Source organism: Bradyrhizobium sp. WBAH42 (assembly GCF_024585265.1).
GTDB lineage: Bacteria > Pseudomonadota > Alphaproteobacteria > Rhizobiales > Xanthobacteraceae > Bradyrhizobium.
The window spans coordinates 2,235,364-2,261,936 of sequence record NZ_CP036533.1; the positions used below are offsets into that span (position 1 = coordinate 2,235,364).

Here is a 26,573-nt window from a genome sequence, read left to right on the forward strand (position 1 = left end):
GCGGCAAGGTGGAAGCTAGTCTTGCCAGCGGGCACGAGGCGTCGAACCACGCGTCCAATTGCTCGGCCTGGGCGGGCTCAAGGCGCATCTCGCTCCCGCCCGCCATGATCGCGCGGAACTGATCCAACAGGTCTTCGCGCGCATTGGCGACGACCCTGCGGTAAGCGCATCCCACTCCTGTCCGTCTTGGGGGACCTCGCTCGCAGGCCCGATGCGTCGGATGTAGTATGAGTTCTGTTTAATGACACCGCCGTTCGGCCCGTCCCTTGTCGATCGGATGGGGACTCGATGTCCGCCTGGAACGACTATGATCGGGTAGCTGAGGCCGTCCGGCCCCACCTGAATTGAAATGTCGCAATGAATTTTGGGATCGCAGAATTTGCTGACGATGGAGTTCACCGCGTCAGTATTGAATGCGCTCAGGCTGGCGGGTCGCCCGCTGGCCGGTCCTGATCCTGTGTCGGTTTTCTCAAATCCGATTAGGACAAAGCCGCCGCCACGATTGGCAAGGGCGATGATTGCCTTCGCGAGAAGGGCTTTGTGTTCGTTGTTGTTGGTGATGTCGAACCAAGACTTAAGCTCGACATTCAGCGTTTCTCTGGGCTCGACCAGCAAGTCAGCCAGGCGGCGTTCATCGGGACTCGGTGATTTCATGGCGTGTGACCATAAGGACGGCCGAGGAGAACAACAACAGAACTTTCACGACGCTCGGCTTCTCCACGGTCCGGCAGGCGAAGAACTGGCTCGGCGAACGGCTGGACGCGACCAAGCGGTCTCAGGTTATGTTCATGGACCGAGACGACATCCTGAATCTGTTCATAATCAACAGCCTGCCGCTGCCCAGGGGCGCGCTCCAGCCGCGGGAGTTCGGACACATGGACGATGACCTCCCATTCTAGTGGGCCGCTCGGCCCGCTTAATGGACGAGTAAGGCGAAGCGCTTCTGCATCCCTCACCGCCGCGCGTGTGATATCATCCTCGAAGGTCGATCCGTCGCGGGACGCACTGTCTGATGAAATCCATCAAGCCCTGTATTTTCGTCGACTATTCCATAACACTCGATTTGCGAATCTGCCGTGTCGGCGCCCGATAGACAAGTCGCAGGTTCCGCTCATTAGAAATGTCATCGGTGAGAGGTAGCCAGGCTCGGCTGATCGCCCTTTGTTCGACCCGCCGGAGGCGCGGTCGATGGTCGGGACGCCCTTCGTCCCGACGCCTTCCGGCGCGCCCCCGCGCGTAGGAGCGGTCAAGGATCGAAGACCGCCGGAGGCGGCGGCCCAAAGGCCGTCCTTGACGGCTCCGAGCACGGTGGCACAAGGACCAGCGCTGGCCACGAGAGGCCGTCAGCCGACCCGGAATAGATTCTTGCCCTGACCGCGGACCCCAGCAGATTGCGGCTCTCCAAATCGCAAAAGGGATGTGCGACGCTGGCTCAGCGCTTGCGGTCATGGGTAACCACGAGTTCAACGCACTAGGATGGGCCGAGCCAGATGGGAGCGGAGGCTTTCTCCGGCCTCACACGGAAAAGAACGCTCACCAGCACAAGGAATTCCTGAGGCAGATCGAAGAGGGCTCAACAGCTCACGCGCAAGCGCTCGAGTGGTTTAGAACCCTCCCAGTATGGATCGATCTTCCGGGATTGCGAGTCGTCCATGCTTGTTGGAGCGAATCCGCCCAAGAAAAGCTGTCTAGCTGTCTGGACGCCGCCAATCGGTTTACTCCGGAGGGCCTGCAAGAAGCTAGTCGACGCGGCTCGATGGCCTACAGCGCTGCGGAGGTTCTGTTGAAGGGGCCAGAATTGCTTCTTCCAGATGGACGTTCGTTCTTCGACAAGGATGGTCACGAGCGCCGTGAAGTTCGCATTCGCTGGTGGGATCGTAAGGCTTTAACGTTTCGGGACGCCGCACTTGGGATGGAGGGTGAAGAGGCGAGTCTGCCTGAACTGCCGATACCGACCGCGTATCACTACTGGAAAAACAAGCCGGTTTTCTTCGGTCACTATTGGCTGCAAGGCACGCCAGCTCTCGCTAGCGACTATGCTGCCTGTCTAGATTTCAGTGTCGCAAAAGGCGGCTTCTTTGAGGCGGCCGTTCTTACATTGTTGGAGAACTGTTCGCTCGGGGAGTGTTGCGACGCGTCTAGGTCGAGGGGTACCCCGTGGGTCGGTCAAAATCCCCCGGGTATGGTCACTTGAAACTCCCCCACCTGATGTTCACCGTCAGCGCCGCTGAACAGCGGTAGCCGGTCAGGCAGGACGTTTATTTTCGGTCCCTTTAGCCAGCAAGGGGCCGGGGAGTTGAACGTCTTGAAGCCACACCTGCAAAGCACGGTATTTACGCTACTCGATCGCAACGCCAGCCAGCGCGAGATCCACAGGCTGACGGGGATCGATCGCAAGACGATCCGGCGTTACCGGGCGCTGCGGGCCGGTGCGGAGGCAAATTCCCCCGGGGAAGCGACCACCGGCCCGGTGAGCATGGACGGCCAAATTCCTCCACCCCGACCACCGGCTTCTGGGGCATCAGGAGCGACGGTCACCAGCAGCCTGGCCCGTTCGGCTTGCGAACCGCATCGGACGTGGATCGAAGAACAGGTCCGCCTGAAGCGGAATGCGCAGGCGATTTACCAGGACCTTGTCGATCATTTTGGCTTTCCGTCCAGCTACCAGAGCGTCAAGCGGTTTGTGCGCACGTTGCGACACAGCGATCCCGAGCAGTTTGATCGACTTGAGTTCCTGCCCGGCGAGGAGGCCCAGGTCGACTACGGCGAGGGCGCTCTGACGATTGATCCCAGGAGCGGCCGGTACCGCCGTCCCCGCCTGTTCGTGATGACGCTGCGCTACTCGCGGCGCAGCTTCCGGCGGGTGGTCTGGAAGTCCAGCCAACACGTCTGGGCGCAGCTCCACGAAGAGGCGTTCCGGTATTTTTTGGCGGGGTCCCCAGCTATGTCGTGCTCGACAATCTGAAGGAAGGCGTCCTCAAGCCGGATTTGTACGAGCCCGAGCTCAACCCGATTTACAGCGCGATGCTGGCTCATTACGCCGTGGTCGCCGATCCCGCGCGTGTGGCCGATCCCAATCGGAAAGGATGCGTCGAGAGTGCGATTCAACATACCCAGGGCACCGCGCTGGCCGGACGGCGCTTCGAGACACTGGAAGCCCAGAACGAGTTCTTGAGGCACTGGGAGGAGAATTGGGCCTCCAAGCGCATCCACGGCAGCACGCGTCGTCAGGTCGAGGCGATGTTCCAGGAGGAGAAGCCACACCTGCGGCCGTTGCCAGTGGCTGCCTTCCGCATCTTCACCGAGGTCGTTCGGACCGTCTGCGACGATACCACCGTGCGTGTTGATAGCAGCTATTACGCCGCGCGGCCTGCGCCCATCGGCAGTCAGGTCGTGGTGCGGATCTACGCCTCCACGATCGAGATCCGTGATCGCCACACCCATGCGCTGCTGCGTGTTCATCCCCGGATGACGCACTCCGGTTCTGTCGTCCTGCCGACCAGCGAACGGCCGTTCAATCCGTCGCGGCAAACCGCCGTGCTGCTGGCGAGCGCCGAGCGCATCGGGCCGCAGACCAGGGCGCTGTGCCAGCAAGTGTTCGACACCGAGGGGCGCCCCGGACAGCGCGCGATGTGGGGCATTGTCGGGCTGGGCCGGAAGTATCCGGCACGGCTGGTCGAGCAAGCCTGCGCGCACGCCGTCGAGAACCGCATCTACCGCTACAAGCACGTGCGTGCGACCGTCGAGCGGTTGTTCGAACAGGCGATCGCGCAGGTTGGAGCGACGCCACAGCCGGCATCGTCGCTCACCCAGGATCATCCGCTGATCCGCGCTCCAGCCGAATACGGCGATCTCTTCAGCCGTGCCGTGCGGCACGATGCCGGCGACAATGGCCGGCAGGCCGAGGCTCACGGCGACCGCACCCCTGCAACCCGCGCTCGTGGCGCCTGCGCAACCCCGGCCAGCTCCGGCGCCACGAGCGCTCCCGCGGCTTCTCACCTCACACTGGAGACCAAACCACATGATGACCATGCCGGAAATTGAGCGTTGCCTGCGACAGCTGCGCCTGTCGGGCGTTCGCGACACGCTGCAGACGCGCGTGCTGCAGGCGCAGGGCGCCAACCAGCCATTCCTCGAGACCTTCTCGCTGATCCTGCAGGACGAACTGGACCGTCGTCAGTCCCGCCTTATCGAGCGACGATACCAGCAATCCGGGCTCGACGAAAAACTGACGCTCGCCGAGTTCGACTGGACCTTCAATCCCAGATTGCCGCGCCAGACTTGCTTCCAGCTCCACACCCTGGCGTTCATTGCCGCCGGCGAAAACGCGCTGCTTGTCGGCAAACCTGGCACCGGGAAGTCCTACATCGCCAAGGCGATTGCCTATCAGGCGATCCTGCAAAGCCACAAGGTCCAGTATCTTGAGACCGACGACTTCTTCCACCGCTACGCCATGAACTCCCCGGCACAACGCGAGGTCCGGCTGCGAACCATTATCGACTACGATCTCCTCGTGCTGGACGATCTGTTCCTCGCACGCGCCATCCCTGACGACGCCGGCGCATTGCTGCAGACCCTGATCCATCAGCGCTACAAACTGCGCCGCAGCGTCATCGTTACCTCCAATCGCGTCGTGCAGGACTGGGGGACATACCTGGGGGACAACACCATGAGCACGACGATCCTCGATCGCCTGATGCATCATTGCCATCTGCTTGAGTTCGACGGACGCAGCTATCGGCTCAAAGAGGCCGCTGAAACTCTTGCCCGGGAAACAAAGGCAAACTAACAATCACCATGTCCTGCCTCGCGGGTGGAGGAATTTGACTGACCATACCCGGAGGAATTTGAAGTGACCCGCGGGGGAGGGGTAAGCCACGGGTCCTTCCGGCCTTTAGATCGCTCGCGGGTAATTCACACCCCGGCACCACGGTAGCTGAAAGCGCTGAAAAGTTAGGTTGACAAGGTTGACGAGGTTGACAGTCAGGTTGACAGGGAGGAGGTGTTCGAAAGTTTAGGTGAGGCCTTCTCAGGACCAGTCTCCCTGATTCACATGCAAAAAGCTGGGATTAGACCAAAAAGCCAACTTTCGTCGAAACCGGATCTACAACGATGATTCTGCCATCCGTTTGATTGTTCGCCGGAAGGCGCTCGCTGGCGATACCGCCCCCAAGAAAAAATCCATAATCATTGCGCGATAAGTCCGGCGGGGTACAATTGGTGAGAACGCTGTAAGCTTTCCTACCACGGATTCTCTGTCGTGGATCTTGGGGTTGAGAAAGAGCGTTTCAACTCTTTCGCATTAGCTTTGTTGACGAGGTCCGTGTAAATAGAGGACGGCGCCGGTTGCGGTACGTCGTCCCCATGTCTTTTCGGTCTCCGATTGGAGTTGTCCGTTGCTCGGCAGGAAGCTCGGAAGCAGGCAGCGAGAGAGCGTGCACCAAGCGACCGAAATTCTTCTTGATCGCCTTGTGCAATTCAAGCTCGCGTATGAAACGACCAGCTTCCTCCTTCAACGAGCAAAAGCTTCTTGGGCGAGTGTAGAAAATGAGTTCGAGGCGGGTGCTCCAACTGAAGCTACCGGGATAGTTGCCAACCGCGATAGCCTTCAGGAAGAATCACATAGGCGGTTTGAAATTCGAAGCCGCGTTGGCTCTGACACGGTATTTTCGTCGTTGAGCGATATGCCGCTAGAGCCGGCTGCCATCAGCTATGTGTTCACGCAGTTGGAGCTCTATGGAGACTTTGTAGTGTCAGTGATCAACAAAAGCTTCTTTGCTGCAAGGAATTCTCCAAAGAATTGGCATAGCAGAATTCACGGCGATACGGACATTAGAGACGCGGCAAAATTGTTGCGAATGCGGAGCGCATTGGCCGCCCCGTTCCGTATGGAGGTAGACGATATTCCAATGTTTACCGTTGCAGAGGTTATTGAACTGAAGCGCGTCAGGAATGAGTTCGCACATGAGGGACGTTCGAGCGCAAATTTCGATGTTCTATTCTCTTACGCGGCGGACCTGATTTGCCAGATACACTTCTGGGTCCTGGACGATGAGGAAATGATCATACGTTGGCCGTTTCGCGACGAGTCTGAGGAGGTCGATGATGCAAGGGAACTAAATGCCATGATCAAGGAGATGAAGCAGCGGGGTGAATGGTAGTTGCCGGCCAGTCGCTTCTCCATGATCAGCATATGAGTGCGGCGAAACTCGGCCGCTGGCAGAGTTCTTCCATAACATCTCATTTGGGAAAAGTGGCCTCGTTTATTACTGTATGCCCATACTCCGCGATCGACAAATCGTGCGAGCAGGCTTTGCGGTTTTATTGAGAGCAGGAGCCCTTTAGCTCCTATGTTGGAGGTAACAAACTAATCCGCTTCCGAAAATCGCGCAGATAGGCCCTGGCGACTGCTGAATGAGGCGAAGTTGGCGCGGCCAGTGATTGCATCTGATCCAGTATGCGACGCTGAAGTCGCTCGAGACGATCTGTTGCTCCAGCAAGTTCCGGTCGCGCAACCGTAACGTTAACCGCCGCGAGATCGCGAGACACCTCGCTGATGTCCAGAAATACGCTTTCGAGGAATCGAAGCTGCTGCAGCAGGCGCGCACGTTCCTGAACGAGGCGCAAACGATTCAGGCCGTAGACCTGAATCGAAACGGCTCCACGGATACTTACCCCTGCAGCCGCGGCGTGGTTGACAACAGCAGTAGTGTCCTCATCCGCTGCTGGCAAAACGGGGGCCGCTTGGGTTGCCCTGAGAACCGAAGCTGGATAGACGAGCCCCGCCGAACTGTCCCCGTGCACCCAATAGGCAAGGTGCTCGTCCGGTTCATCACGTGTAGGATCTAGAAGCAGCGGCTGCTCGGTAACCAAATCGTCTGGCTCATGCAAGGCTCGAGCGCCGAGCACCGGGAAGCTGTCCTGTTTCCCAGTTTGCATTGCCTCATAGAGCACGGTCAGGGTTGCGGAGACGACTGGCGCGACTTGCTTCCGGCGGCGATTGCAATCAAGGCAGCTTGGAAGAAGGTTGGCCCAGTCGGCTGCTAGCCACCAGTAACCTGGATGGTTCGGTTCGCCCTCCACTCGGCCCTTCGGTCGATAATGTTCGACGTCAACGGGCGCTTGAAAAGCGTAGCGCGATTCGCAATACGCACATTTGCCGTGAAACAGCTCTTCCAGTCGTTTCTTTACGTTTTCGGCTTTGTACGCCTGAAATGGGAATGGCTTTCGTTTCACATTTGGAGGAAGTACCTCCGCGATATGAGCGCGAACACGTTCAAGCTCCGTCCCTTTTTTGTTCCGCGCGCTTAGAGCTGCTGGCGGTGGCTTGTTTCCTCTCGGGACCTTGCGCAAGCTAATAGGACTCCAAAGCTTTCACGATAAACTCCCTCGTTTCGGCTTTGAGAGTTTCGAGCTGAGAAGATCGGAGAGTGCGTCGCCGTTTAATGTAGGTAAAGACCGCCTCCTCGACCAAACGTTGCACCTCTGACGAACCCAGCGGAAGCGCATCGGCAACCTCTCTGCGGAGACTCGTGAGCGTAATCTGTTCAGAATCGGTGAGCCTTTCACCATTCGCTTCACGTGCAATCAAGTCTCCGAGTTTAGCAAGATTGAGTTCGGCCGCCGGCGAGTCGGTGCTGAACATAGAAAAGAAGTCCGAAGTTAAGAGTTGCTCTACTGTGAGGTTCTCAACATTTGGAAGCGATAGCACGGGCTCGACAAAGACTGGGAGATCGTCTGCTTCTGCTGCCTCCGCCTTTAGGGTGCGATTGAAGACCGCTACCTCTTGATCGTGCATACCTCGTAGACACAGCGGATCGTGGGTCGTCGCAATTATCGTGGCCTTCGGAAGCACTCTCCGCAGTGCTGCCATGATTTGCATCTTCCACCGCGGGTGAAGATGAGCCTCGACTTCATCGATAAGAAGGACGGCCTCCATCTCTCCAAAGCTCTTTCGTTCTGAGCGAGGTTGAAGGGCGATCAGCCCGGCTAGAACGTCGCAGACCATCGCAAGTACGGAGCGAAAGCCGGACGAAACGACTTTCAGGGGTGTGCTGATCAGTCGTTCTTCCGGACCGCTCCCGAACTTGGTGATGATCAGGCACCGCCGATTATCAACATCGCGCTTCACGACTTCGAAGTCGCCCTCGATAATCAGAATGCGCTGGAGAGCGCGAACGACCATTGCGAATTGATCATCGGGCAAGCCGAGCAACCATTCCTCAGGGTTAGCTAGCAAGGAATCTGATTTAAAGAGCGTAACGATGTGGCCCTTTGGGGGCTTCTTCGGCGAACGGCTTGCATACTGCCTAAACGCGCCGTAAGCGAAAACAGGTGGCAGATTGTCAGTGGCGCCAAGCTCTGCAAAGTGACCGCTGATTGCCAAGGTAAGTTCGCTGCCATCTTCGAAGTTAAGACGCACACTGGCCGTTCCTGGCGAGCCTAAGCCCTCTGATCCCATTAGTGTCGGGTCCAGGATGAAGCTGATTGGTGAGCGCGCGACCGAACTTCGCGTACGGTCATCGGTCAGCGCTAATGCAACGGCCTCTAAGATCGAGCTCTTGCCGGCCGCATTCTCGCCGAGGATGAGGAGCGCTGATGCCTCTGCCTCCCGTCCCACGCTGGCGTCTTGAGTAATCGGCGCCGGGAGCGTCAATTCCAAATTCTCGAGTGCCTTGAAGTTCTTGACATGAACGCCAACTAGTCTCCGTGGTTCGCCCCGGGCAGGAGGGCGAGGCACTGTAGCTCGCTCTACAGGTCCTCGGACATCCTGCAGCGCGTCTCGGATCGCTAGCCGTCCAATGGGTGTGCTCCAGATGCGCTCTATCACGATTGCGATCTGATCGGACCGGAAGCGAAATGACTGGTCGAGCCGGCGTCCAATTCTGTCTAGAACCCTCCGGAGCAACAGATTCCAGGCGCCGCCGTATTCAAGAGACGGGAAGTCGAAGACGTTGGGAGGTATCCCACGTTCCAATTCGCTCAGAAGCAATTGAACATGAGACTCAAAGGTCGTCCCCCTGGAAGCGACAAGTTCTGGTCGATCAAGATTGAAGACCGCGATCGTCTGGGCACCCAATCGGGAGAACGCCTGAACGTCGCCAGAACGACTAAAGCTTAGGTGGTTAGCAAAGCTCCGATCCTTGCAAGGGTCGAGAAGCTGTCGACGGTCGCGATGAGGCCATCTCCAGAGGCCATAGTTCTCATTCGTGAAGGCCTCAAGTTCTGCCGTGGTTGGCAGTGGACCGCGATCCAGTCTGTCTACGGGAAACTGGTTACGGGCGGCCATCGCGCATGCGCTACAAACAGCATAGACGTTCCCCCAGTCCGTCCTGAGCCATGCATAATAAAGGTGCGCAAACTCTGACTTGGCCAGGGGTTCGGCCTCCTCTGCTGGCCTGAAAAGTCGGGCATTAAGAGGGGCACGGCTCTCGCAGAAGGCGCATTTGCCCTTGAAGAGCCGGTCGAGTGCCGAAAGGATCTCCTCTTGCGCGAGATGAAACTGCCAAGAAGGCGGCTTGGTCTGCGAGAGCCGCTGCGAACTCTCTCGCATGTGTCGCAGGAGTTCGTTCCGTTCGGCCTGCGCGGCCTTGCTTTGGAAAGGTGGCGGCGGGGGCATCAGGCCCCGGTCAATATACTGCACGTTTCCCCATCCAATTTTAACTCTCGCGAGCAATTATCTTCCATACCCGCTATACAAGCAAGGAATTGGTCTTGGGGGGCTTGTGATGAAGCGCCAAGTGGGAAAGTTGGACGCGGTGCCGTCTAAGCGGCTCTTTCTCTCAATCATTGCTGACTATGATCTAAACAAGTCGATCTGCGAACTCGTCGACAACGGGTTTGATGTTTGGACTCGCGCCGGCCGGAAAAATCCCATCAACATACGGCTTTGGCTTAATGAGGAGCAAGGTACCATCCGTGTTGAAGATGATGCCGGTGGTCTGCCTCGAAGTGAACTGCGTTTCATTGTCGGGCCGGGGCAATCCGGATCCTCATCAACCGATGAGACCATCGGGATATTCGGTGTCGGCACCAAGCGTGCCGTGGTGGCACTGGCAGAAGACATCACTATTCGAACCCGGCACGGCTCAGGCGATACATACCAGGTTGAGTTCGACGAGACATGGCTTAATGACGATGACTGGGAGCTGCCGCTCTTCAGCAGCGATAGTATTGCAGCAAGAACAACTCAGGTCGAGCTTCAGAAATTGCGTGTGAAACTCACGAACGAGTCTATCGAACTCCTTCGGAGCCATCTCGGCGCGACGTACGGGAAGTTTCTTATACTTCCTGGCGTATCGCTTCAATTGAATGGCAAGCCGGTAGGGCCGCGCTTTTTCGATGACTGGTCGTTCCCGCCCCACTATGGCCCGCGACGCTATACCGGTAAGTTGAAAACTCCGAAGAAGCGGCTTGTGGAGGTCGAGGTTCTTGCAGGACTCAGCAGTGAGTCTAGTCCGGCAGCGGGCGAGTATGGGGTCTATTTCTATTGCAATGACCGACTCGTAGCTCCCGCTATGAAGAGCTTTGACGTTGGGTTTACGCGCGGCCAAGCCGGTCTTCCGCACCCCAAGGTGTCGCTGACAAAGGTAATCGTATCGCTTCGTGGCGACGCCAGTGAAATGCCTTGGAACAGCAGCAAGTCGGACGTCAGCACGAAACACCATGTCTTTACAGCGCTGCACGATTGGCTGGTCACAGTAGTGGCAGACTACGCCCGTATATCCCGCACTTGGATGGGGGAATGGCCCGACAAGGTATTTGCATACGGCACAGGCAAGATCGTGGACGTGCCGATCGCCGATTTTCTCACGGCGCGGAAGTCCTTCCTTCCTGATGCGCCGAAGTCTCGGCCGAGACTTGCCGAGCGTATGGCCGCCAAGAACCAACGGCTGGCCAAGCGCAAGCCGTGGGTGAAGGGACTCTACGAAGGCATGGTTGCTGCGACGACTGTCGCCAAACAACCGCTCGAAAACGCAAACTGGTTCGCATTCAACTTACTTGATCTTACCCTGACGGCGGCGTTACGCGCGTACTTAGTGAATGAATTGGAGCCCGGCGCTAAAGAAAGGGAGTTGAAGACACTTTTGCCGCGCGCACCGCGGGTCCCCGCGGGCCTTAAAACCGCTGTCGCACTGCCTGACGAAGTCTGGGTGCAGATTGAGAACATAGCAAGAAGGAGGGAAGATCTCACCTACGGGCGGGCGGACCCGATGATTAGCGATACCGAACTTCGGGAGGCAGAAGATTTGGTAAAGTCAGTGCTGATAAAGCTTCACCGCATTCATTTGGACGAGTAAGTGAGGGGCTTCGGTACGCCCAAGCCCCCCGATGCCATGCTGTCACAGCACTCCAGCGTCCCATATGTTACGATCAATGTGATCAGTTGACTGTGCAAGTGCGCCACAGCAAACCGCTACCACACTTCGAACGGGGCCCTTTGGCCGGCTTCTTCCACAACAACTGATAGGCGAATGCGCGGCAACTACGGCAAATTAGTATTTCCGCTTCACTTGGCACTCCTTGCTGAACTTGCGAAGGGCCTTCATGGGAGAATTCAGGAGCCGCCAATTAGATCAACGGGCCGTCAAGGAGCTGTGTCGTAAGACGCGGGAGGCTCAATACTTGGGTCGAGAGAGTTCGGCTGGCAGTCTGTGCTGTACAGAGCCTCTATGACATTTGCGATGCAGCGTAAAATGGCCGAAGCGGTAGATTTTCGTCTTCCACTCCGGGTTGAGGTGTGGCTCTATTCAATTTCGGAGTACAGGAGGGCCCCCGAAAATGAACCTGACGCCGACGCTTCTCACGTTCTGCTACGTCAAGGATGCGTTCGATAAGAGCGGAGATCTTATGCTAGGTCTTGCTCCGCTGTTCCTTCCTATCGCCCTCAAGCTCCAGGGAAAGGAGTTTGAGCCATCCGAGTTCGTCCGTGAGGTTCAAAGCTTCTATGGCATCTCGATGCCGGAGCCGGTTGCTGAAGAGCTAGCCGTTCGTCTTCACAAGGCGGGCTATCTGCGTGCCGAAGCTGCCGGTCCGCATGTGCAAATGTTCTTCTACAAAGACGACTACAACGATATTCAAAGATCGACGACGCCTGACGTATCGGCGGTTGAAGTGGAAGTTGACGCCCTAATTAGGCACGTGCGCAACGAGTTTCGTCGAGTGTTTCCAGAGCAGGAAGAGTACGGGATCGAGGAACAAATTCTCAGTGCATTAGCAAATCTGAACTTTTCGAAGGAGCTTGGTGAGAGTCGAAACAGTGAACCGGAGCCAGCCGAAATCGAAAAGGATGGAAAAGAAGCTCAAGCCATTCGTATCATTGTAGCGGAATACATTTTCGAGGCAAAGGCAGCGGATGCCAGCCGGTTCAGCGCTCTATTGTCGATAGCGAGCGGCGCCCTTCTCGCTCAAGTCGTGACAACCATAAAAAATCCTCCTCCAAGAGGGGCGGTTGCGAGGCAACTTACGGTCTTCTTCGACACCCCGATGGTTCTTCAATACTTGGGATTTGATGGTGTTGAGAAGCAAGCGGCGGTCTCCCAAATCATCGACTCTCTGAAGCAAATCAATGCTCAATACGGAGTGTATAGGAAGAATATAGACGAAATGCAGACCCTTCTCAGGGCTGTGGTCGATTCGATAGACGCTCGCGGCTACGCCGAGATGGAAATCGGAAGACGAATAACCGCGTCTTCGCTTCTTCGGACGAGAGCCCGGGAGATCCTACAAAATCCGGATGGATCGATAAAGAAGGCGGGACTAAGGATCGTGGATCCGAGCGGGTTCAGCGAGAAGGTAAAGTCGGCAGTGCCTAGCCGGTTCGAGCTGCGGCTTACGGAAAGGATTCGCCCGATGGGAAAAGTCGCTTCTCGTGAAGTTGACGCAAGCGCTATTTGCGACACAGTTCGCCAGAGGCAAGACAATAGAGCGTCTGATTTTCTAAAGGCCTTTGCGATTTTCGTGTCTCCAAACGCGTCCTTGATCCATGTTTCCGAGCATGAGCTGCGAGAATCGGGATTATTGCTTGGTGGTGAAATCAGCTACGCGCTGACGATGGCGCAGTTCTCGGGAATTTTGTGGATTGCTATCGGCGCGGGCGGCGTTGATCTGCCCATGAAAATACTTCTCGCGAATTGCGTATCCGCGTTGGCAACCAATAATGCGATCGTCGAGAAGATGCGAGAAATCGTATCGTCTCTTGGAGAAGAGGAGGCTAGAGAATTCGAGGGAATTATTGCGAACGATCGGTGTGCTTATTACCTCACAAAGCTCACTATCGGCGGTCCGGTTCTCTTAACGAAGGAGACCGGCCTGCAAGTATTCGAGGAGCTGCGGAGGCGCGTCGTTCTTGATGCAGAAAAGATCGCCGCTGAGAAATATGCCAAGGAACTAGCCGAGAAGGACCAAGAGCATGCTCTCAGAATCGATCAGCTGTCCGCAGAGTTTGCCGAAGAGCGGGACAGGGCCCGCTCAGCGTTCGAGACCGCTCAAGCTGCGTTCTCAAGACTGGAAACCAAGTTCGAGGGACTTGAGCAAGAAGTAAAGGTAGTCTCGAATCAGAGGGAATCGGCGCAGAACACGCTAGTTGGATTGTGTAGGCAATACAGGCGAAAGGTGGAGTTTGCTTGGTCGATGACGTTCGCAACGCTTACCGGACTTCTGGGATTTGTGGCTGGTCAGGTCGGAAGCTCTGGTGGACTACCATTTTGGGTGACTGCCATTATTGGTGTCCTGTGCGGCGCGCTCGGATTTCACATAGTTCCGAACTTTATATTCGGTGGGTTTATCGAAAGGCGTGGCGAGCAGGCCTTCTTAAGGAAGGCAAGGATGCTCGGTATCGAGCCTCTGGCTCAAGGGATACTAGAAATGGAGCAAAAGAGCGTGACCCGGACGTCCAAGTAAATCACCTCTTAGAGCTCAGCCATTGGTCGACTTCTTCCATAACAATGGATATGCGACCGATCGTCTCAGCAGCCTAGGGTGTGCGCCGCAGCGCAGCCACACGATTGGAAGTTTGATCGTGCCCTGCATTTTGCTTGCGTCAACTTTCAACTAATGTTCAACTACAGATAGATGTGAAATGTGGTCACTTTAACTTTGGTTCGTATTGGCCCGCCGGATTTTCCCAGGGCGTCATTTTATTGCAGTGGACGCGCTAGATGGCTCTTTCGGAGACCGCTGATCGCGGAAAGCCAGCCCTGGCACTATCAGGTGGCGGGTTTCGCGCAACCCTCTTTCACTTGGGCTCCCTGAAGCGCTTAAACGAACTCAGATATCTCTCCAGGTTTGAGCGGATTTCAAACGTCTCTGGCGGGTCGATCGCAGCAGGGATGCTAGCGGCCGCATGGCCACGGCTGAAATTTGTTGACGGACACTGTTCAAACCTTGAAGCCGAAATCATCCAACCGCTGCGTACGTTTTGCCGACGTGAAATCGATGTCCAATCCATAGGCTGGGGCGCAATCCTGCCCGGCAAGTCGATCGGCGATGTCCTGACGGACGTCTATGACGCGCTGTTCGCAGGCGCGGGCGTTGAGAACTTGCCTGACAAGCCTCAGTTCGTTTTTAACGCCACTAATCTACAGACCGGACGTCTGGTGAGAATTCAGAAAGCACGGCTGGCGGACTATTCTATCGGGGAGGTGCCTAACCCCAAAATGCGGCTAGCGGTCGCGGTCGCGGCCTCTAGCGCCTTTCCGCCCGTGCTGTCGCCCATTATCATAGACTTGTCGGAGGCAAATTGGATGGATCGGGCGGGGACCTCGCATTTCGGGGACCTTCGCTACATGGCCCAATTGTCCCTGACAGATGGTGGGGCCTACGATAATCTTGGTCTTGAAACGGTCGACTCTTTTTCGACGATCGTAGTGAGTGACGCCGGCGCTCCATTCTCGACCACCGAAGAAGCCAGCTCACTTTGGCCAAAGCAGGCTATGCGCGCGCTCGATATTGCGACCGATCAGTCCCGCGCCCTCCGTAAGCGCCTGCTCCACGCAGAATGCCAAGCGACCGGCAGGAAGTATGCCTATGCCGGCATCGACTCCGATCCGCGGGCTTATCCGGCGTCGCGACTACTCAACAGCAACGCCGCCGTGACAGACCCGCTCGCCCGCATGCGAACCCGTCTAAATCCATTTTCCGACGAGGAGCAGGGCCGCCTGATCAACTGGGGCTGGTACGTCATGGATCTCGCAATGCGGAGCTATGTTCTGTCCGATCAGAGCGCTCCTCAAGCGTGGCCATTGCCGGAGTGGTCGCTTTAGCAGATTGGATATCCAGCACCGGCGTTGTCACGTCCTATCGGATAATGAAGCTTCGGGCCAAAGTCTTGGAGATTGGAATCTCTTATGGAACGCGACGAACAGCGCGAATACAACCGGAAATTCGTTGAGCGGTTACTCGCGCGACGACCTGCCCTGAAAGAGAAATATCAGAAAGCGATTGAAACGGAGGCGCTCACGCCACGCGTTAGAGCGGAGGCGGTCGGCGGCGGTATCGCCGATTCACCGGTCGACGTCGTCAATGAGACGATCGTTAAGGAAGAACGCCCGGTCTTGTTCATCAACAACGACTGGATCGATATGGTCAATGTTTCCCTCGATGGCGACGAGGCGAGGGACCTCGTCGCCGAGCTCAGCAGGGCCGAAGCCGTCGTCAAGCCGGTCATTCCGCTGGTCGGTCGCATCGATGTGTTCGGATTTCCAGGAAATTTGAATTTCGTCGGCACCGGGTGGTTTGTCGCTGCTGACATCGTGGTCACGAACCGCCATGTCGCCCAACTTATCGCCCAGCAGGAAGGCGCCAGATTTGTCTTTTCGCGCGGTGTTGCGGGAAAGCCGATTTCCGTCTCGCTCAACACCGTGCACGAACTTGACGACCTGGCGGCGGGCCAGGAACGTATCTTCGGCGTCAAGGAAGTGCTCTACATCGAGAAGACCACCGGTTCAAACGACATCGCATTCATCAGGGTCGATAGGAGGACAGACGGTGCCAAGCAGAGCTTCATCGCCATCAGTGAGGCCAATCTGGCCATGAATGCTTCGGTGGTGACCATCGGCTATCCGGCTAAGGCCCCAAAGCGCATCATCCCCGATCAGAGTTTGATGGAGGAGCTCTATCGTAACCAATACGATGTCAAGCGCGCGGCGCCTGGGATGATCATGGTCGCGGAACGCGGCAACTCGGCTGAGCACGACTGTACTACGTTGGGCGGCAATTCGGGTTCTGTAATCATCGATCCGAAGACCGGCAAGGCGGCCGGGTTGCATTTCGCTGGGCTTTACAAGCAGGCCAACTACGCGGTGCCGGCTTCGGTGCTCAACAGCTATATCAAGGGTGAGCGCTGGCGCGAGCCACGGATTGTGGAAACCCGGACCGCAATTCCGTCAACCGCGCCAAAGCCGCCAACGGCGATCCCGACCGCGTCATCCGAGGTCGAAGTTACCATTCCCTTGACCATCAGGATATCTCTGGGCCAGCCGGTGACGCCGGCTACGGCCGTTGCGCCACCATCGAAAACTGCCGACGCTTTGGATACCGAGAGCGCTGTGTGTCAATTCTGGGACAGCCGTCCGGATGGCGTACTGGCTGTACGGGTCGGGTTCATGGATGACGGAGATGCGATCGGCGACGCACCGTGTATCGCGGCCTCCGTCCTTCCGTCCCGGTTGCCGCAAGTTGCGGCGGCGGGCCCATCGCAGTTTCTCGGCGTTCCAATCAGGTATTTCCCCGCCAGCGTTGCCGAGCAGATCGAGGCCGCGCCCGACGTGGAATCCGTCGATTCCATCGCCTATGACGACGACGCGCGGACCGGCAAGGAGTTTTCGTTCGCCGAGGTGAACGAGGAAATGACCGTTCGCGTTCATGTCGGCCCCGAATATTCCTGGGACGAACTGCACGCGTTCCTGTCGGCGACCGAGCGTTCGCTGGTGTCAGCGATGTATGAATTCCACGCGCTTCACATCAAGGACGCACTTCAGGAGCAGCTCAAAAAGGGGGTTTCGCTCAAGCTGGTGCTGGATAACGCAACCTTCTCGAAGATGAAGCTCCCGACCGAGGAGTTCGACCGCATACCGACATTCAAGGCATGGGAGAAGTTTGACTTCGAGCGTATCGTTGCGCCGGAAGGAACGTCGGGCCTCATTTCGGACGCTTACCATATCAAGGTCACTGTGCGTGACGACAGAGCGTTCTGGCTTTCCTCGGGCAATTGGAAGCCCGAGTCGAGCCAGCCGATCGTTACCCAGCAGGAACGCGACGATGCGGGGGATGAGGATTTGCCCGGAAACCGCGAATGGCACGTCGTCATCCATCATGCAAAGTTGGCGGAACGCTTTCGCAATCACATCCTGCAGGACTTCAAGCGCTCCATCGACCTCGGCGGCGACGTGTTGCCGAGGAGCAAGATGAAGAAGGAGGTCGAAGTTCCTCTCGAGGAGACCGTGGTGCTTGAGCGCCGTGCACCGGGCAGGGTGCTCAAGCCGCTGGAAATAAAACGCAAGGTGAAGGTGAAGCCCCTGCTGACGCCCGACCAGGAGGGTGCGGTATACAGCGACGCCGTCCTCGAGCTAATCGTGTCGGCACGCAAGAGCCTGCTGTTCCAGATTCCCTATATTGGAATGCCATCGAATCCGCGGGAGGATCGCGGCTACATCGATGAACTAATCAAGGCATTGACGAAAAAGCTCAAGACGCTCGATGACGCCCGCGTCATCCTGCGCACTGGCGGCGCGAAGTTCTCCAATCCTACCCACGTCGCCTGGTACTTTAAATCGAAGGGGGTGAACATCGACGAACAGCTGCGACGGATCGACGACAGCCACACCAAAGGGATGATCGTCGATGGCAAGCGGCTGCTGATTGGAAGCCACAACTGGAGCAAGCCCGGTGTGACGCTCAACCGGGACGCTTCGCTGATCTTCAACGATGAAGAGCTCGCGGCATATTATGCTGAAGCCTTCGAGATTGATTGGGCGCGCTCAAATCCGATCACGCCGAAGCGGTTCGTCAAGGCCGAAGGCGTGGCGATACCTGGCGCTGAATTGGTTACGGAGGCGATGTTTAAGCGCGTTAGCCTGTGGGATCTGCCGACGGAGGACTAAGGAGGCATGCCGACCCCGAACGAGGTCTCGGAACGGTTTGGACGGGTGCTGAGCAGCGTTTGCAGCATTCAAACCGGTGGCAATCCGCTCGGGACCGGCTTCCTCGTCGGGCCAGACACGGTGTTGACCAATTATCATGTGGTCGAAAGGCTCATCGACGCCGGCGGTCAATTCGTCAGGCCGGCAGTTTGCGTGTTCGATTATCAGAAACTGCCGGACGGAGCGGTACAGGCAGGCACGCCTTACGCAATAACGCAATGTTTGCAGTGGAGCACCTATGGACCGGCTGAGGTTACCGATCATATCAACGATCCGATGCCGACTGACGAACAGCTCGACTATGCGCTCCTCCGTCTCAATCAGGCCGTCGGCCAGATGCAGCCGCCCGGGTTGGTGCTGCAGCGCCGGGGCTGGATCGACCTCTGGGATACGCCTTGGGATTCCGAGCCACCCGCGGCAGATGGCGCCGCGGTGCTGGCAAAAAACAGCAGGGTCTTTGTCATCCAGCATACGCTCGGCGCGCCGCAGGTATACCGAGCGAGCCAGTTTATCGGCGAGAACGCGTTGCGGACGCGGATGCGCTACGATTTAGTTACCGACGTCGGATCCTCGGGATCACCGTGTCTGACTGAAGAATATAAGCTGTTCGCCTTGCATCATTTGGGGGATTCCAGCTGGAATGCAGTTAGATCCTCGCAAGGTGTTCCGATCAAGCTGATCAGACAGCACATCGCCAAAGAACATTCGGTGTCCATTCCTAGATACGACGTGCTCACCGATGCTAGGCAACAGGCGCCATGGAGTGGGCTATTCCAGGTTCTGGGGCAGTACCCGCTGGCGAAGGCCGCGATCCGTAGTAGCCAAACCACCATCAAGACGATTACGGATCTCACCGCTGATTTGCGTCGACACAAAGCCATTCATGACGTTCTGCAGACTATTCAGGGCAATATTCCGATACTGAAGAACGCGCTGAACGAGACTGACCAGAAGAAATCCCGAGACGGCATCCGCATGGCTGCGCTGACAATGCGAAATTCTTGGCGCACCTATGCGACCGAGGCGAACGAACTCAAGGAGGCCGGCGAGGCGCGCGGACTGCGCGAGATGGAGTGGATCGACGAATTCTCCAATGCTCTGGTCACGCTGGTGGAAGCGGATGAAATTTTAGACAAGCTCGACGCGACCACCATCATCGAGAAGCACCTCCGCTTTCAGCCGTCCGAGTTGAACGGCAAGATTCGGCTGATCTTGAGAGATCTTCCTGTCGACGAACTGCTGAACGTATTCCAGGCCATGATCAATGCAATGAATCTTGGAGACAATGCGGTTAAGGCGATCGTCAGTTCCGGTCCCGACTTGCTTCGCGGCCATTGGGAGCGGCTGCGGGAAAGCGTCGCCGACCACAATTCCTGGCAGGATATCGATAACGAATTGTCGATGCTCGAAGCGCTGCCGCCCGGCTGGGAAAGCGATCCGCGTTGGTTTCAAGCCGGGTGGGGAAGGGCGTTACCGAAGACGCTGGCCCTGTGCGACGCGCATCCAGCCGAGGACTGGTCGACCGAAATGAAGCGTCACGCTGCGGTCGTTGTCGGACATATCTCAAACAAGCAATGGGATCTGGTCGCGGAGCATTTCGCCATTTTCCGAAGTGATATGAGCAATCGTTTCAGCCAGGTAGACAAATCACTTTTGTCCGGATGCGAACGGATTATTCAGTTGGGTAACCCGCTTTCCGCACTGGTGGAGGCAAGCCTGTGACAATCGTTGAGGAAGCCGCTGCCGACATTGCGTTTGGTTCCTTCGTCGAACTCCAGCAAGCAAATCTGGCTTTGCTAGAAGAAAAAGCGGGATCGGCCGGCGGTACTGCCGGCGCAGAATCGCAATCCGGAAAAGTGCGGCGGTTCATCAGACGTGCGGTTGCGACGGGCACTATTCTGAAGCGTTCCTCTGAGCGGAAGGCGGCGCAGGCTGCGATTGACTACTGGACCACAACGCAAATCCTGTCGCGGGAGTATTCCCGGGCCGAGCCAGAGACGCCAAAGGGAGCGATGGCCGACGCCACGGCGCCGCCGACCGTCCCTATCCTGGCCAATTTCGATCCCGACAGGGCTTCCGGGCCCACCGACACCGAGAGCAAAATCTCTCCGTACAAGGGGCTCGACCCATTCACGCAAGGTGACGCAGGCGACTACTTCGGCCGCGAAGACGCCGCCGAAGAACTCCAGAAGCGGGTCGAGGGAGACCAATCCGTCATCCTACTGCTTGGCCCGTCCGGAAGCGGAAAGTCTTCACTGATCAATGCCGGTTTGCTCCCGCGTCTGAGAGACAGGGGCTTCAAAGTAGTGGTGGTCAGTGCCCCCGGACGGGAACCGCTAGCCGCCATTCTGCGCGCGATCAAGCCCGGAGCCGACATGTCGACGATACGCGCGGACGAGCGCGATATCGTCAAAAGCCCAAAGAAGTTGAACGAAGTGCTCACCGCGGTAGACCCGAAGGCCGTTCTGGTCGTCGATCAGTTTGGCGAGGCGCTGGCCAGAACCGATGTGCAGCCTTCGCTGGATATCGTCGGTCAGGCGCTGGCATCGCTGGCCGGGCACCACAAATTACTGATCAGCATTCGGGAAAGCCAACGGCTTCAGTTCGAGAAGATCGCAGGGATCGGGCAGGCGGCGCGCTCACCGGCAAATTGCTTCAGCCTGCCGCCACCGTCTGTCTATGAACTGCGCAGCATGATCGAGGGGCCGGCGGAGCGCGTTGGGCTGCGATTTGGCGATGGTGTAGTTGAAGACCTCGTCCGTTCAGTGGCCGGCAATCCGGATGCGCTGCCGCTCCTGCAATTCACGTTGAACAAATTATGGGACAACAAAGACCGCGGCGAAATCACGCAGGCGGTTTACCGGAAGATTGGTTCGCCGCGCGACGCGTTGACCAGCACGGCCGAAACTGTGCTGCAGCAGTTCTCCGCATACGAGAAGGATCTGGCGCGGCGGATATTTCTCAAGCTGGTGGTGCCGGCGGGAGACAAGGACTTCGTTCGCAACAGGATCGGCCTTGATACGCTTTTGCTTGGCGAGGATTCCGGCGCGGTCGGCAGAATTCTCGATGCCTTCGAACAAGCCAAGCTGCTGCGCAGGATACCCACCGCCGACGTTGGCGGTGAGGATCGCTTCGAGGTCGCACATGAGACTTTGATCGCTTATTGGCCGACACTTGCCGCCTGGCTTGCGGACGCACGGCAGGGCAGGGAGACCGAATCCAAGTTGATCGCGACCGCGCGGCTCTGGCTCGATGGCGGGCGTGCCGACGGGTATCTCATCACGGGAGACGCCCTGGAGATGTTCAGGGATTATCGAAGCGATTCCGTAGATGTCCGGCAATTGCTGGAAGCCAGCTTCAAGGCAAAGGCCGATCGCGAAGCCGCGGCGCTCAAGAAGCGTAATTGGGATTGGAAAATAAGGATCCTGGCAGTCCTTTCATTCGTCCTGATAGTCTTGTTGTTCGGATGGACTAAATACAACCAAAAACAGGAGGAAGAGCGCCTCGTAAAGGAGGCGCTCCAATCAAAAATCCAGGAACTCACCGATAAATTGGAGGCGCTTCAGAAAGCTGCGGCCCAGGGCAAGTCGGTGGATTTCAAAGCAAGCCTTACGTCGACGCTGATTTCTGACTCTGCGGCCCAGACCGCCATCGAGCAACTGGCGCCTCCGTCGCCCAAGCCACCTGAAACGGGTCTCGCGGACAAACAGCCGGCGCTACCACAACCTGTGTTCGATTCGGCAACGGGTGACTGCATTGGCTTCATGTGGGTTGGATCAGCAAAAAACTGGAAGCTCAAGACACCCGACGGACCAGAAAAACTCAAACAGGGACCTGCCGTCACGAATGACGACATCTATCTGCGTTCCGATTTCCCGACGAACCCTCCGGAATATGCGATGGCTGTTCCATACGGAGTTGTTCCTAATTCCGCCCCGATTTCGATTCTTCAAATCAAGCCCTTCCTGCGCGATTCAGGGACGCAGTATTGGGCCAAGGTTGCTGCTCCCCGTAAGAGCTGCGCAAAGGTTAATATTCAATACTGGGGACCTGACGAAGCTTCCAACCAGCTTCGTAAGAGCCTGATGGCCGCTAGTTTCCAGCTCACTTACGCGCCGGAGAAGCTAACTGGCGCCGCCGGACTTTCGGAGATTCGATATTTCTTCAAGGAAGATGGCGATTTGGCGCGTGCTGTCGCGGACAAAGTTAAGGAAGTAAACGGCAATAAGCCGGTCACCCTGCGTCCGCTTCTAAGCTATGTCGGAACCAAACCACTGGTTCCTGGCTCACTGGAAGCCTGGGTTGACCTTTCTCCCCCGCCTTTGCCTGTAAAAAAGTGAAGCCGCGGAAGTGTGTGCGTCTGTCGAATGGAGGGCGTTATGACCATCCCATACGATCCCGACCGTTACCTGGTGCTCCGCATCGACGGTCCAATGCCGACTGGCCTAAGCAAGCTACAGAGTATGGATTCCTTACGGCCGGAGGTCGTTGAAGCAATCCGCGCTTCCCCGCCCAGGCTGACTTTAGAAGCCACTACCCTGTCAGATAAGCAGAGGGCAGAAGTGTTACGTGATCCAAGGCAAGAGGCGGCCCCGCCAATACCGATGGCGTTGATTGCTCCTGTCGACTGCACTGCGGCCCGGATAGAAAGGGCATTAAGGGCGGCCAAGGAGGCAGGTGCCTCTTGGGGCATTGGGGCGGTCCGAGCCGCGAATTACACTATAAGTGCTGCTCGGCCTAAGGAAAGAGATGTTCCAGTAGCTATCCTCGATACCGGCATTAATAAAAACCACTCCGCGTTTGTTGGAATAAAAACTTGGCACACGCAGAACTTCATCGCGCCGGGGCAAGGCGATACCGTAAACACAAACGTGACCGACGTGAAGGGACACGGGACTCATTGTGCTAGCACGATCTTTGGGCGCGATGTAGACGGTGTCCGTATTGGCGTCGCACCCGGAGTGACGACCGCCATTGTCGCCAAAGTATTAGATGATAACGGCCGCGGCTCAAACGAGGCAATTTCGAATGCGCTCCAATGGGCAAGATTAAAGGACGCGCGGATTATTTCGATGTCGATCGGGTTCGATTTTCCGGCCATTGTGGAGCGTCTCAAGGAGGCTTCCTGGTCGGAGCGGGGCGCAGTGTCAAAAGCACTTCAGTCTTATCGCGACAACGTTCGCTACTTCGATAAGTTGGTCGATTTCTTGAGCTTTGAAGGCCGTCTTCTAATCGCTGCAGCAGGAAATGACAGCCAGCGGGGCGTGGTAGGCGTGCCGGATCAATTGATCGACGTCAGCATGCCTGCTGCGACGGAAAACGTTATTTCGGTGGGCGCTCTAAGTAGGATTGATACTGAGTTCTCCGTTGCACCATTCTCTAATATCAATCCAATGCTTTCCGCGCCGGGCGTCGATATTGTGGGTGCAAACGTCAGTGGCGGGCTGATCGCAATGAGCGGGACCAGCATGGCCTGCCCCCATGTAGCCGGCCTTGCCGCGCTATGGTGGGATAAGCAACTCGTTCAGAACGGGCAAACGTCGGCCGACGACGTCAAGGCAAGCCTCCGGGCACTCGCCGAAAACGTGGGACTTCGTGTTACCGACCAGGGTAGAGGGTTGCCCGTTGCACCGGCGCCGTGAGGGCAATGTAAGCAGCCTGCGAAGGGCATGACTAGACGCATCCGGCCCCTCTAAGTCGGTGACCGAACTCCTATCAACGGATACGCCTGAAGCATGAAAAGCTCCAAGACATTAATGAAACAGCGTGCCTGTGTCTGGCGAAAATTTGCTATGACCTGCCACGCTACGCCTCTTTGGCTCAAGCTGCTGAATGGGTAAGTGAATTAGCCGTTCCATAACAGTGCATACGCGAAGATCGACACGGGGTGATCCGCGACGTTAAGCTCTAGCGTCGGACGTCGATCGGGTTTCTCGAATGCGAAGCATGGAAATGCACCGTCAGAGACACTAGGCAGGACGACGTCTCGTTCGTGCGTTGTTCGTCAGAACTACCTTTGATTATCGCGGATTCCATTCAACTGCGTGCCGAGATCATTCGTTAGAGCTTGGCCGAGAGCATCGTCAGCCCGCACCGCGGTCGAAATACGTGGCAGCGTAGGCCGCTTTAGCGGAAGAACCTTCACTTTCGGTCCGGCCGCCAAACCGAAAGCCAATTTGCCGGTGTTAACTTCGGAAGCGGCTAAGAACGCACCAGGGCCACTGAAGTGCACGAGCGTCCAAGTTGGGCCCGCTTGATTGATGGCCTTCGTTGCCGTGAAGTTTATGATACCGCTGAATTGACCGCTCGTGGGACTGGCTTCCGTCGTGAAGGCGAGCGCTGTATGCCGAGATTACCGGCTAGCTTCGTATTTGGATCTGGACAGTTATATTTGTTCGGGTTGGCTTTCCAATCAAAGTAGAGATCAAGCAGCGAGTAAATTAACGTGTAATTGATTTGATCCTGCCGGGATAGTTTTGCGGAGGGGGTAACGTTGAAGCTGATACCGGTATATGGAAACGTAAGAGACGGGGTAGCGGGTCAGGCAAATTCTTATCGACCTCAATGCGAGTATCCGAGGCCTTCAGCAGACCGCTTGGGGCGCCGCCACGGTCGGTGGGGTCCCATTTCCACTGTGTGCAAGCGCCCCGGCCTGATGGACACTAACAGGCGATAGTTCCCTGACCATCCAGGTTAGAGTTCGATGTTCGAGCGAGCCCATTCCTTGAGAGCGCTCAAGATTTGGACGTTTGGCAAATCGAATATCTCCTGACGAGGTGATATGCCGAGCGGGTCGATCTCTAAGGTTTCTTTGAACAGGAATGCAGCCACAAGATCGAGGCCCAATTGCCGAAGGCATACCGCCGACATATGGCGTCCAATCGAGCTCGCTGGAGGTCCCAACAGAGCCGCAGTGATATAAGCTTGAGCTGCGCCTTGCCAATCTTCTCGAAAGTAACGCACCTGCCCAAGCTCGGCCCAACCTTTGGAGTCATAGGGATCGACTCTTGTTACTTCGCCGGCTCTAGATTCAGCCAGCTCAAGATCCTTCAGCCATAGCGCTTCCTTGGTTCGGCTTTCCATCACAGCATGCAGGTTTTCTACGTAAAGAACCTCCTGTGCCGTCGTGGCGGGCTTCAGGTCGCGTGCGTAGCATTCCGCAAGATCCATCGTATGGACAAGCTTGCTTTTGTCGCCGGCATGTTGGGGAAGAAAACCCATACCCCGATAGAATCTGCTTTTGAACAGCTGCGTTTCAAATCTATCATCTCCATCTGCCACAGCGCCAAAGGCTCTTTCGAGCCGCTTGCTCCAATCGATGAGCTCGAGCAGCGACGCATTCGTCTTTGCCTTCTGGACAAAGACCATTGCAGATGCGTTGAACTTCACGTCCCCGGGGGTTCGATCGTTGACTGCAATACTTTCGAAGACAGACATCACTCTAGAGTCATAGCCGGAGGTTCGGTTCGAAAGATCGATCATGAATTGTGCCGAAGCCCGAGAGAAGGCGAGTTGCGCGCTGCCGAGATCAGTATCTCCTGCGACGAACTCATCCTCTCGAATTAGCTTGAGCAGTGGCTGATAAAAGCACATCGAATGGAGTAGCGAGGCCAGCCGACATTTACGTGCGATCGAGAGATCGCGCCACTGTTCAAGCTGATTACAAAGGACCTGCCAACGATCGGTCCGAAGATTGCCAGCTAGTTCGCGAGGATCGGTAAGCGCGTAATGCTCATTTGCCTGCTCAGTCAGCTGACTACGAAAGCCCGGTGCCAGTGCACGTTGAGGAGCGAATGGAGGGCTGTTTGGATTGACAATTGCTTGCCAACCAGCTTCGATCGAACCGGCATGTGCCGGTCCAATCTGCAGCGGACCAAGGTCTAGATAGGGCCGAAGTAGCCACGTCGAGAACCGTGATTCCAAGCTCGTTTTGGACGGGGGGCTAACCGAATCGCGCATTCATGAGACCGCCACAGGCAGCGCTCACATAACTGGCACTCTTCTTCTTCTTCTTTAGCCACGCATGGTAGTCTTCGTTCAATTTTTCGAACTCCGACGCAAACTCTGGTGTGCTCTTATTTCTAAGATACGTAATGCCAGGTTCAAGAACTGTATACATGTGGCAAATTGGATTGTGCTCGTAAATCTTGTCTTTGGTCTTAACTCCGCGCAGCAGGATCGCAATCACATTCCATGTTTCGATCAGAACGTGAACCGCCGCATTCTCATCGCTGCCAGGAGCGGCAGCGGCCATCGCCGCTGATCCTCCTTCTGTGTTTCTACGAAGTAGTTCTGCTCTATGGTAGTTGATGTCACTTCGCATGCTATAGATTCTAACAAAGAGCTCATTCTCGTTCATGAATTACTCCCATCAATAAAAAGTACTTAATTCTATCGTACGCCATCGAGGCTATCTCGGCAGAACCAGGCCTA

At 56.7% G+C, this 26,573-nt stretch carries 16 protein-coding genes and 1 pseudogene; 12 read left to right on the top strand and 5 right to left on the bottom strand.

Annotated features, from left to right (window positions below):
* Positions 1-15: 15 nt before the first annotated feature.
* Complete coding sequence (locus DCG74_RS10480) at positions 16-654, bottom strand: helix-turn-helix domain-containing protein (RefSeq protein WP_172785062.1); 639 nt, start codon at positions 652-654, stop codon at positions 16-18.
* A 5-nt stretch (positions 655-659) separates the two neighbouring features.
* Between DCG74_RS10480 and DCG74_RS10485 the strand changes: the two genes are divergently transcribed.
* From DCG74_RS10485 to DCG74_RS10505, 5 genes and pseudogenes are all read left to right on the top strand, one after another.
* Entirely contained in the window at positions 660-899 is a 240-nt protein-coding gene (locus tag DCG74_RS10485; RefSeq protein WP_172784655.1) for a hypothetical protein, read from the top strand.
* An 857-nt stretch (positions 900-1,756) separates the two neighbouring features.
* Positions 1,757-2,194, top strand: coding sequence for a hypothetical protein (locus DCG74_RS10490; RefSeq protein WP_172785061.1), 438 nt, complete (start codon positions 1,757-1,759; stop codon positions 2,192-2,194).
* A 66-nt stretch (positions 2,195-2,260) separates the two neighbouring features.
* A pseudogene (gene istA, locus DCG74_RS10495) lies at positions 2,261-4,044 on the top strand (IS21 family transposase).
* Positions 4,022-4,789 (top strand): IS21-like element IS1631 family helper ATPase IstB, encoded by a 768-nt coding sequence (istB, locus tag DCG74_RS10500; protein ID WP_172785060.1) that lies wholly within the window; start codon positions 4,022-4,024, stop codon positions 4,787-4,789. Before istA ends, istB begins: the two are co-directional and overlap by 23 nt.
* Positions 4,790-5,435: 646 nt before the next feature.
* Positions 5,436-6,161 (top strand): hypothetical protein, encoded by a 726-nt coding sequence (locus DCG74_RS10505; protein WP_172785059.1) that lies wholly within the window; start codon positions 5,436-5,438, stop codon positions 6,159-6,161.
* Positions 6,162-6,348: 187 nt separating this feature from the next.
* On the opposite strand, the gene DCG74_RS10510 is transcribed toward DCG74_RS10505, so the two are convergent.
* Both DCG74_RS10510 and DCG74_RS10515 read right to left on the bottom strand, forming a co-directional pair.
* A complete protein-coding gene (locus DCG74_RS10510) occupies positions 6,349-7,236 on the bottom strand; it encodes an endonuclease (RefSeq protein ID WP_175421746.1) in 888 nt (295 codons plus the stop codon).
* Between the two features lie 118 nt (positions 7,237-7,354).
* Positions 7,355-9,643, bottom strand: a complete 2,289-nt coding sequence (locus DCG74_RS10515; RefSeq protein ID WP_172785057.1) for an AAA family ATPase — start codon at positions 9,641-9,643, stop codon at positions 7,355-7,357.
* An 85-nt stretch (positions 9,644-9,728) separates the two neighbouring features.
* Here DCG74_RS10515 and DCG74_RS10520 point away from each other — a divergent pair, with 85 nt between their 5' ends.
* The 7 genes from DCG74_RS10520 (at position 9,729) to DCG74_RS10550 (ending at position 23,782) form a co-directional block, all read left to right on the top strand.
* Positions 9,729-11,300, top strand: coding sequence for an ATP-binding protein (locus tag DCG74_RS10520; protein WP_172785056.1), 1,572 nt, complete (start codon positions 9,729-9,731; stop codon positions 11,298-11,300).
* A gap of 481 nt (positions 11,301-11,781) precedes the next feature.
* On the top strand, positions 11,782-13,902 hold the full coding sequence (locus tag DCG74_RS10525; protein WP_172785055.1) for a hypothetical protein: 2,121 nt from the start codon (positions 11,782-11,784) through the stop codon (positions 13,900-13,902).
* Between the two features lie 257 nt (positions 13,903-14,159).
* Positions 14,160-15,263 carry a patatin-like phospholipase family protein gene (locus DCG74_RS10530; protein ID WP_172785054.1) on the top strand — a complete coding sequence of 368 codons (1,104 nt, stop codon included), beginning with the start codon at positions 14,160-14,162 and terminating at the stop codon, positions 15,261-15,263.
* A gap of 84 nt (positions 15,264-15,347) precedes the next feature.
* Positions 15,348-18,101 carry a phospholipase D-like domain-containing protein gene (locus tag DCG74_RS10535; RefSeq protein WP_172785053.1) on the top strand — a complete coding sequence of 918 codons (2,754 nt, stop codon included), beginning with the start codon at positions 15,348-15,350 and terminating at the stop codon, positions 18,099-18,101.
* A 6-nt stretch (positions 18,102-18,107) separates the two neighbouring features.
* Positions 18,108-19,862, top strand: coding sequence for a serine protease (locus tag DCG74_RS10540; RefSeq protein ID WP_172785052.1), 1,755 nt, complete (start codon positions 18,108-18,110; stop codon positions 19,860-19,862).
* Positions 19,859-22,480 (top strand): ATP-binding protein, encoded by a 2,622-nt coding sequence (locus DCG74_RS10545; RefSeq protein WP_172785051.1) that lies wholly within the window; start codon positions 19,859-19,861, stop codon positions 22,478-22,480. Before DCG74_RS10540 ends, DCG74_RS10545 begins: the two co-directional genes overlap by 4 nt.
* Before the next feature lie 39 nt (positions 22,481-22,519).
* Positions 22,520-23,782 (top strand): S8 family serine peptidase, encoded by a 1,263-nt coding sequence (locus tag DCG74_RS10550; protein WP_172785050.1) that lies wholly within the window; start codon positions 22,520-22,522, stop codon positions 23,780-23,782.
* 1,051 nt (positions 23,783-24,833) lie between these two features.
* Here DCG74_RS10550 and DCG74_RS10555 read toward each other — a convergent pair.
* Positions 24,834-26,063 carry a tetratricopeptide repeat protein gene (locus DCG74_RS10555; protein WP_172785049.1) on the bottom strand — a complete coding sequence of 410 codons (1,230 nt, stop codon included), beginning with the start codon at positions 26,061-26,063 and terminating at the stop codon, positions 24,834-24,836.
* 19 nt (positions 26,064-26,082) lie between these two features.
* On the bottom strand, positions 26,083-26,499 hold the full coding sequence (locus tag DCG74_RS10560; RefSeq protein ID WP_172785048.1) for a hypothetical protein: 417 nt from the start codon (positions 26,497-26,499) through the stop codon (positions 26,083-26,085).
* Between the last annotated feature and the right edge of the window lie 74 nt (positions 26,500-26,573).

Excerpts from the sequence above, each read along its gene's own strand:
- DCG74_RS10480 (WP_172785062.1), bottom strand. The coding sequence starts at position 654 with ATGAAATCACCGAGTCCCGATGAACGCCGCCTGGCTGACTTGCTGGTC.
- DCG74_RS10490 (WP_172785061.1), top strand. The coding sequence starts at position 1,757 with ATGGCCTACAGCGCTGCGGAGGTTCTGTTGAAGGGGCCAGAATTGCTT.
- istB (WP_172785060.1), top strand. The coding sequence starts at position 4,022 with ATGATGACCATGCCGGAAATTGAGCGTTGCCTGCGACAGCTGCGCCTG.
- DCG74_RS10520 (WP_172785056.1), top strand. The coding sequence starts at position 9,729 with ATGAAGCGCCAAGTGGGAAAGTTGGACGCGGTGCCGTCTAAGCGGCTC.
- DCG74_RS10525 (WP_172785055.1), top strand. The coding sequence starts at position 11,782 with ATGAACCTGACGCCGACGCTTCTCACGTTCTGCTACGTCAAGGATGCG.
- DCG74_RS10530 (WP_172785054.1), top strand. The coding sequence starts at position 14,160 with ATGGCTCTTTCGGAGACCGCTGATCGCGGAAAGCCAGCCCTGGCACTA.
- DCG74_RS10535 (WP_172785053.1), top strand. The coding sequence starts at position 15,348 with ATGGAACGCGACGAACAGCGCGAATACAACCGGAAATTCGTTGAGCGG.
- DCG74_RS10540 (WP_172785052.1), top strand. The coding sequence starts at position 18,108 with ATGCCGACCCCGAACGAGGTCTCGGAACGGTTTGGACGGGTGCTGAGC.
- DCG74_RS10550 (WP_172785050.1), top strand. The coding sequence starts at position 22,520 with ATGACCATCCCATACGATCCCGACCGTTACCTGGTGCTCCGCATCGAC.
- DCG74_RS10560 (WP_172785048.1), bottom strand. The coding sequence starts at position 26,499 with ATGAACGAGAATGAGCTCTTTGTTAGAATCTATAGCATGCGAAGTGAC.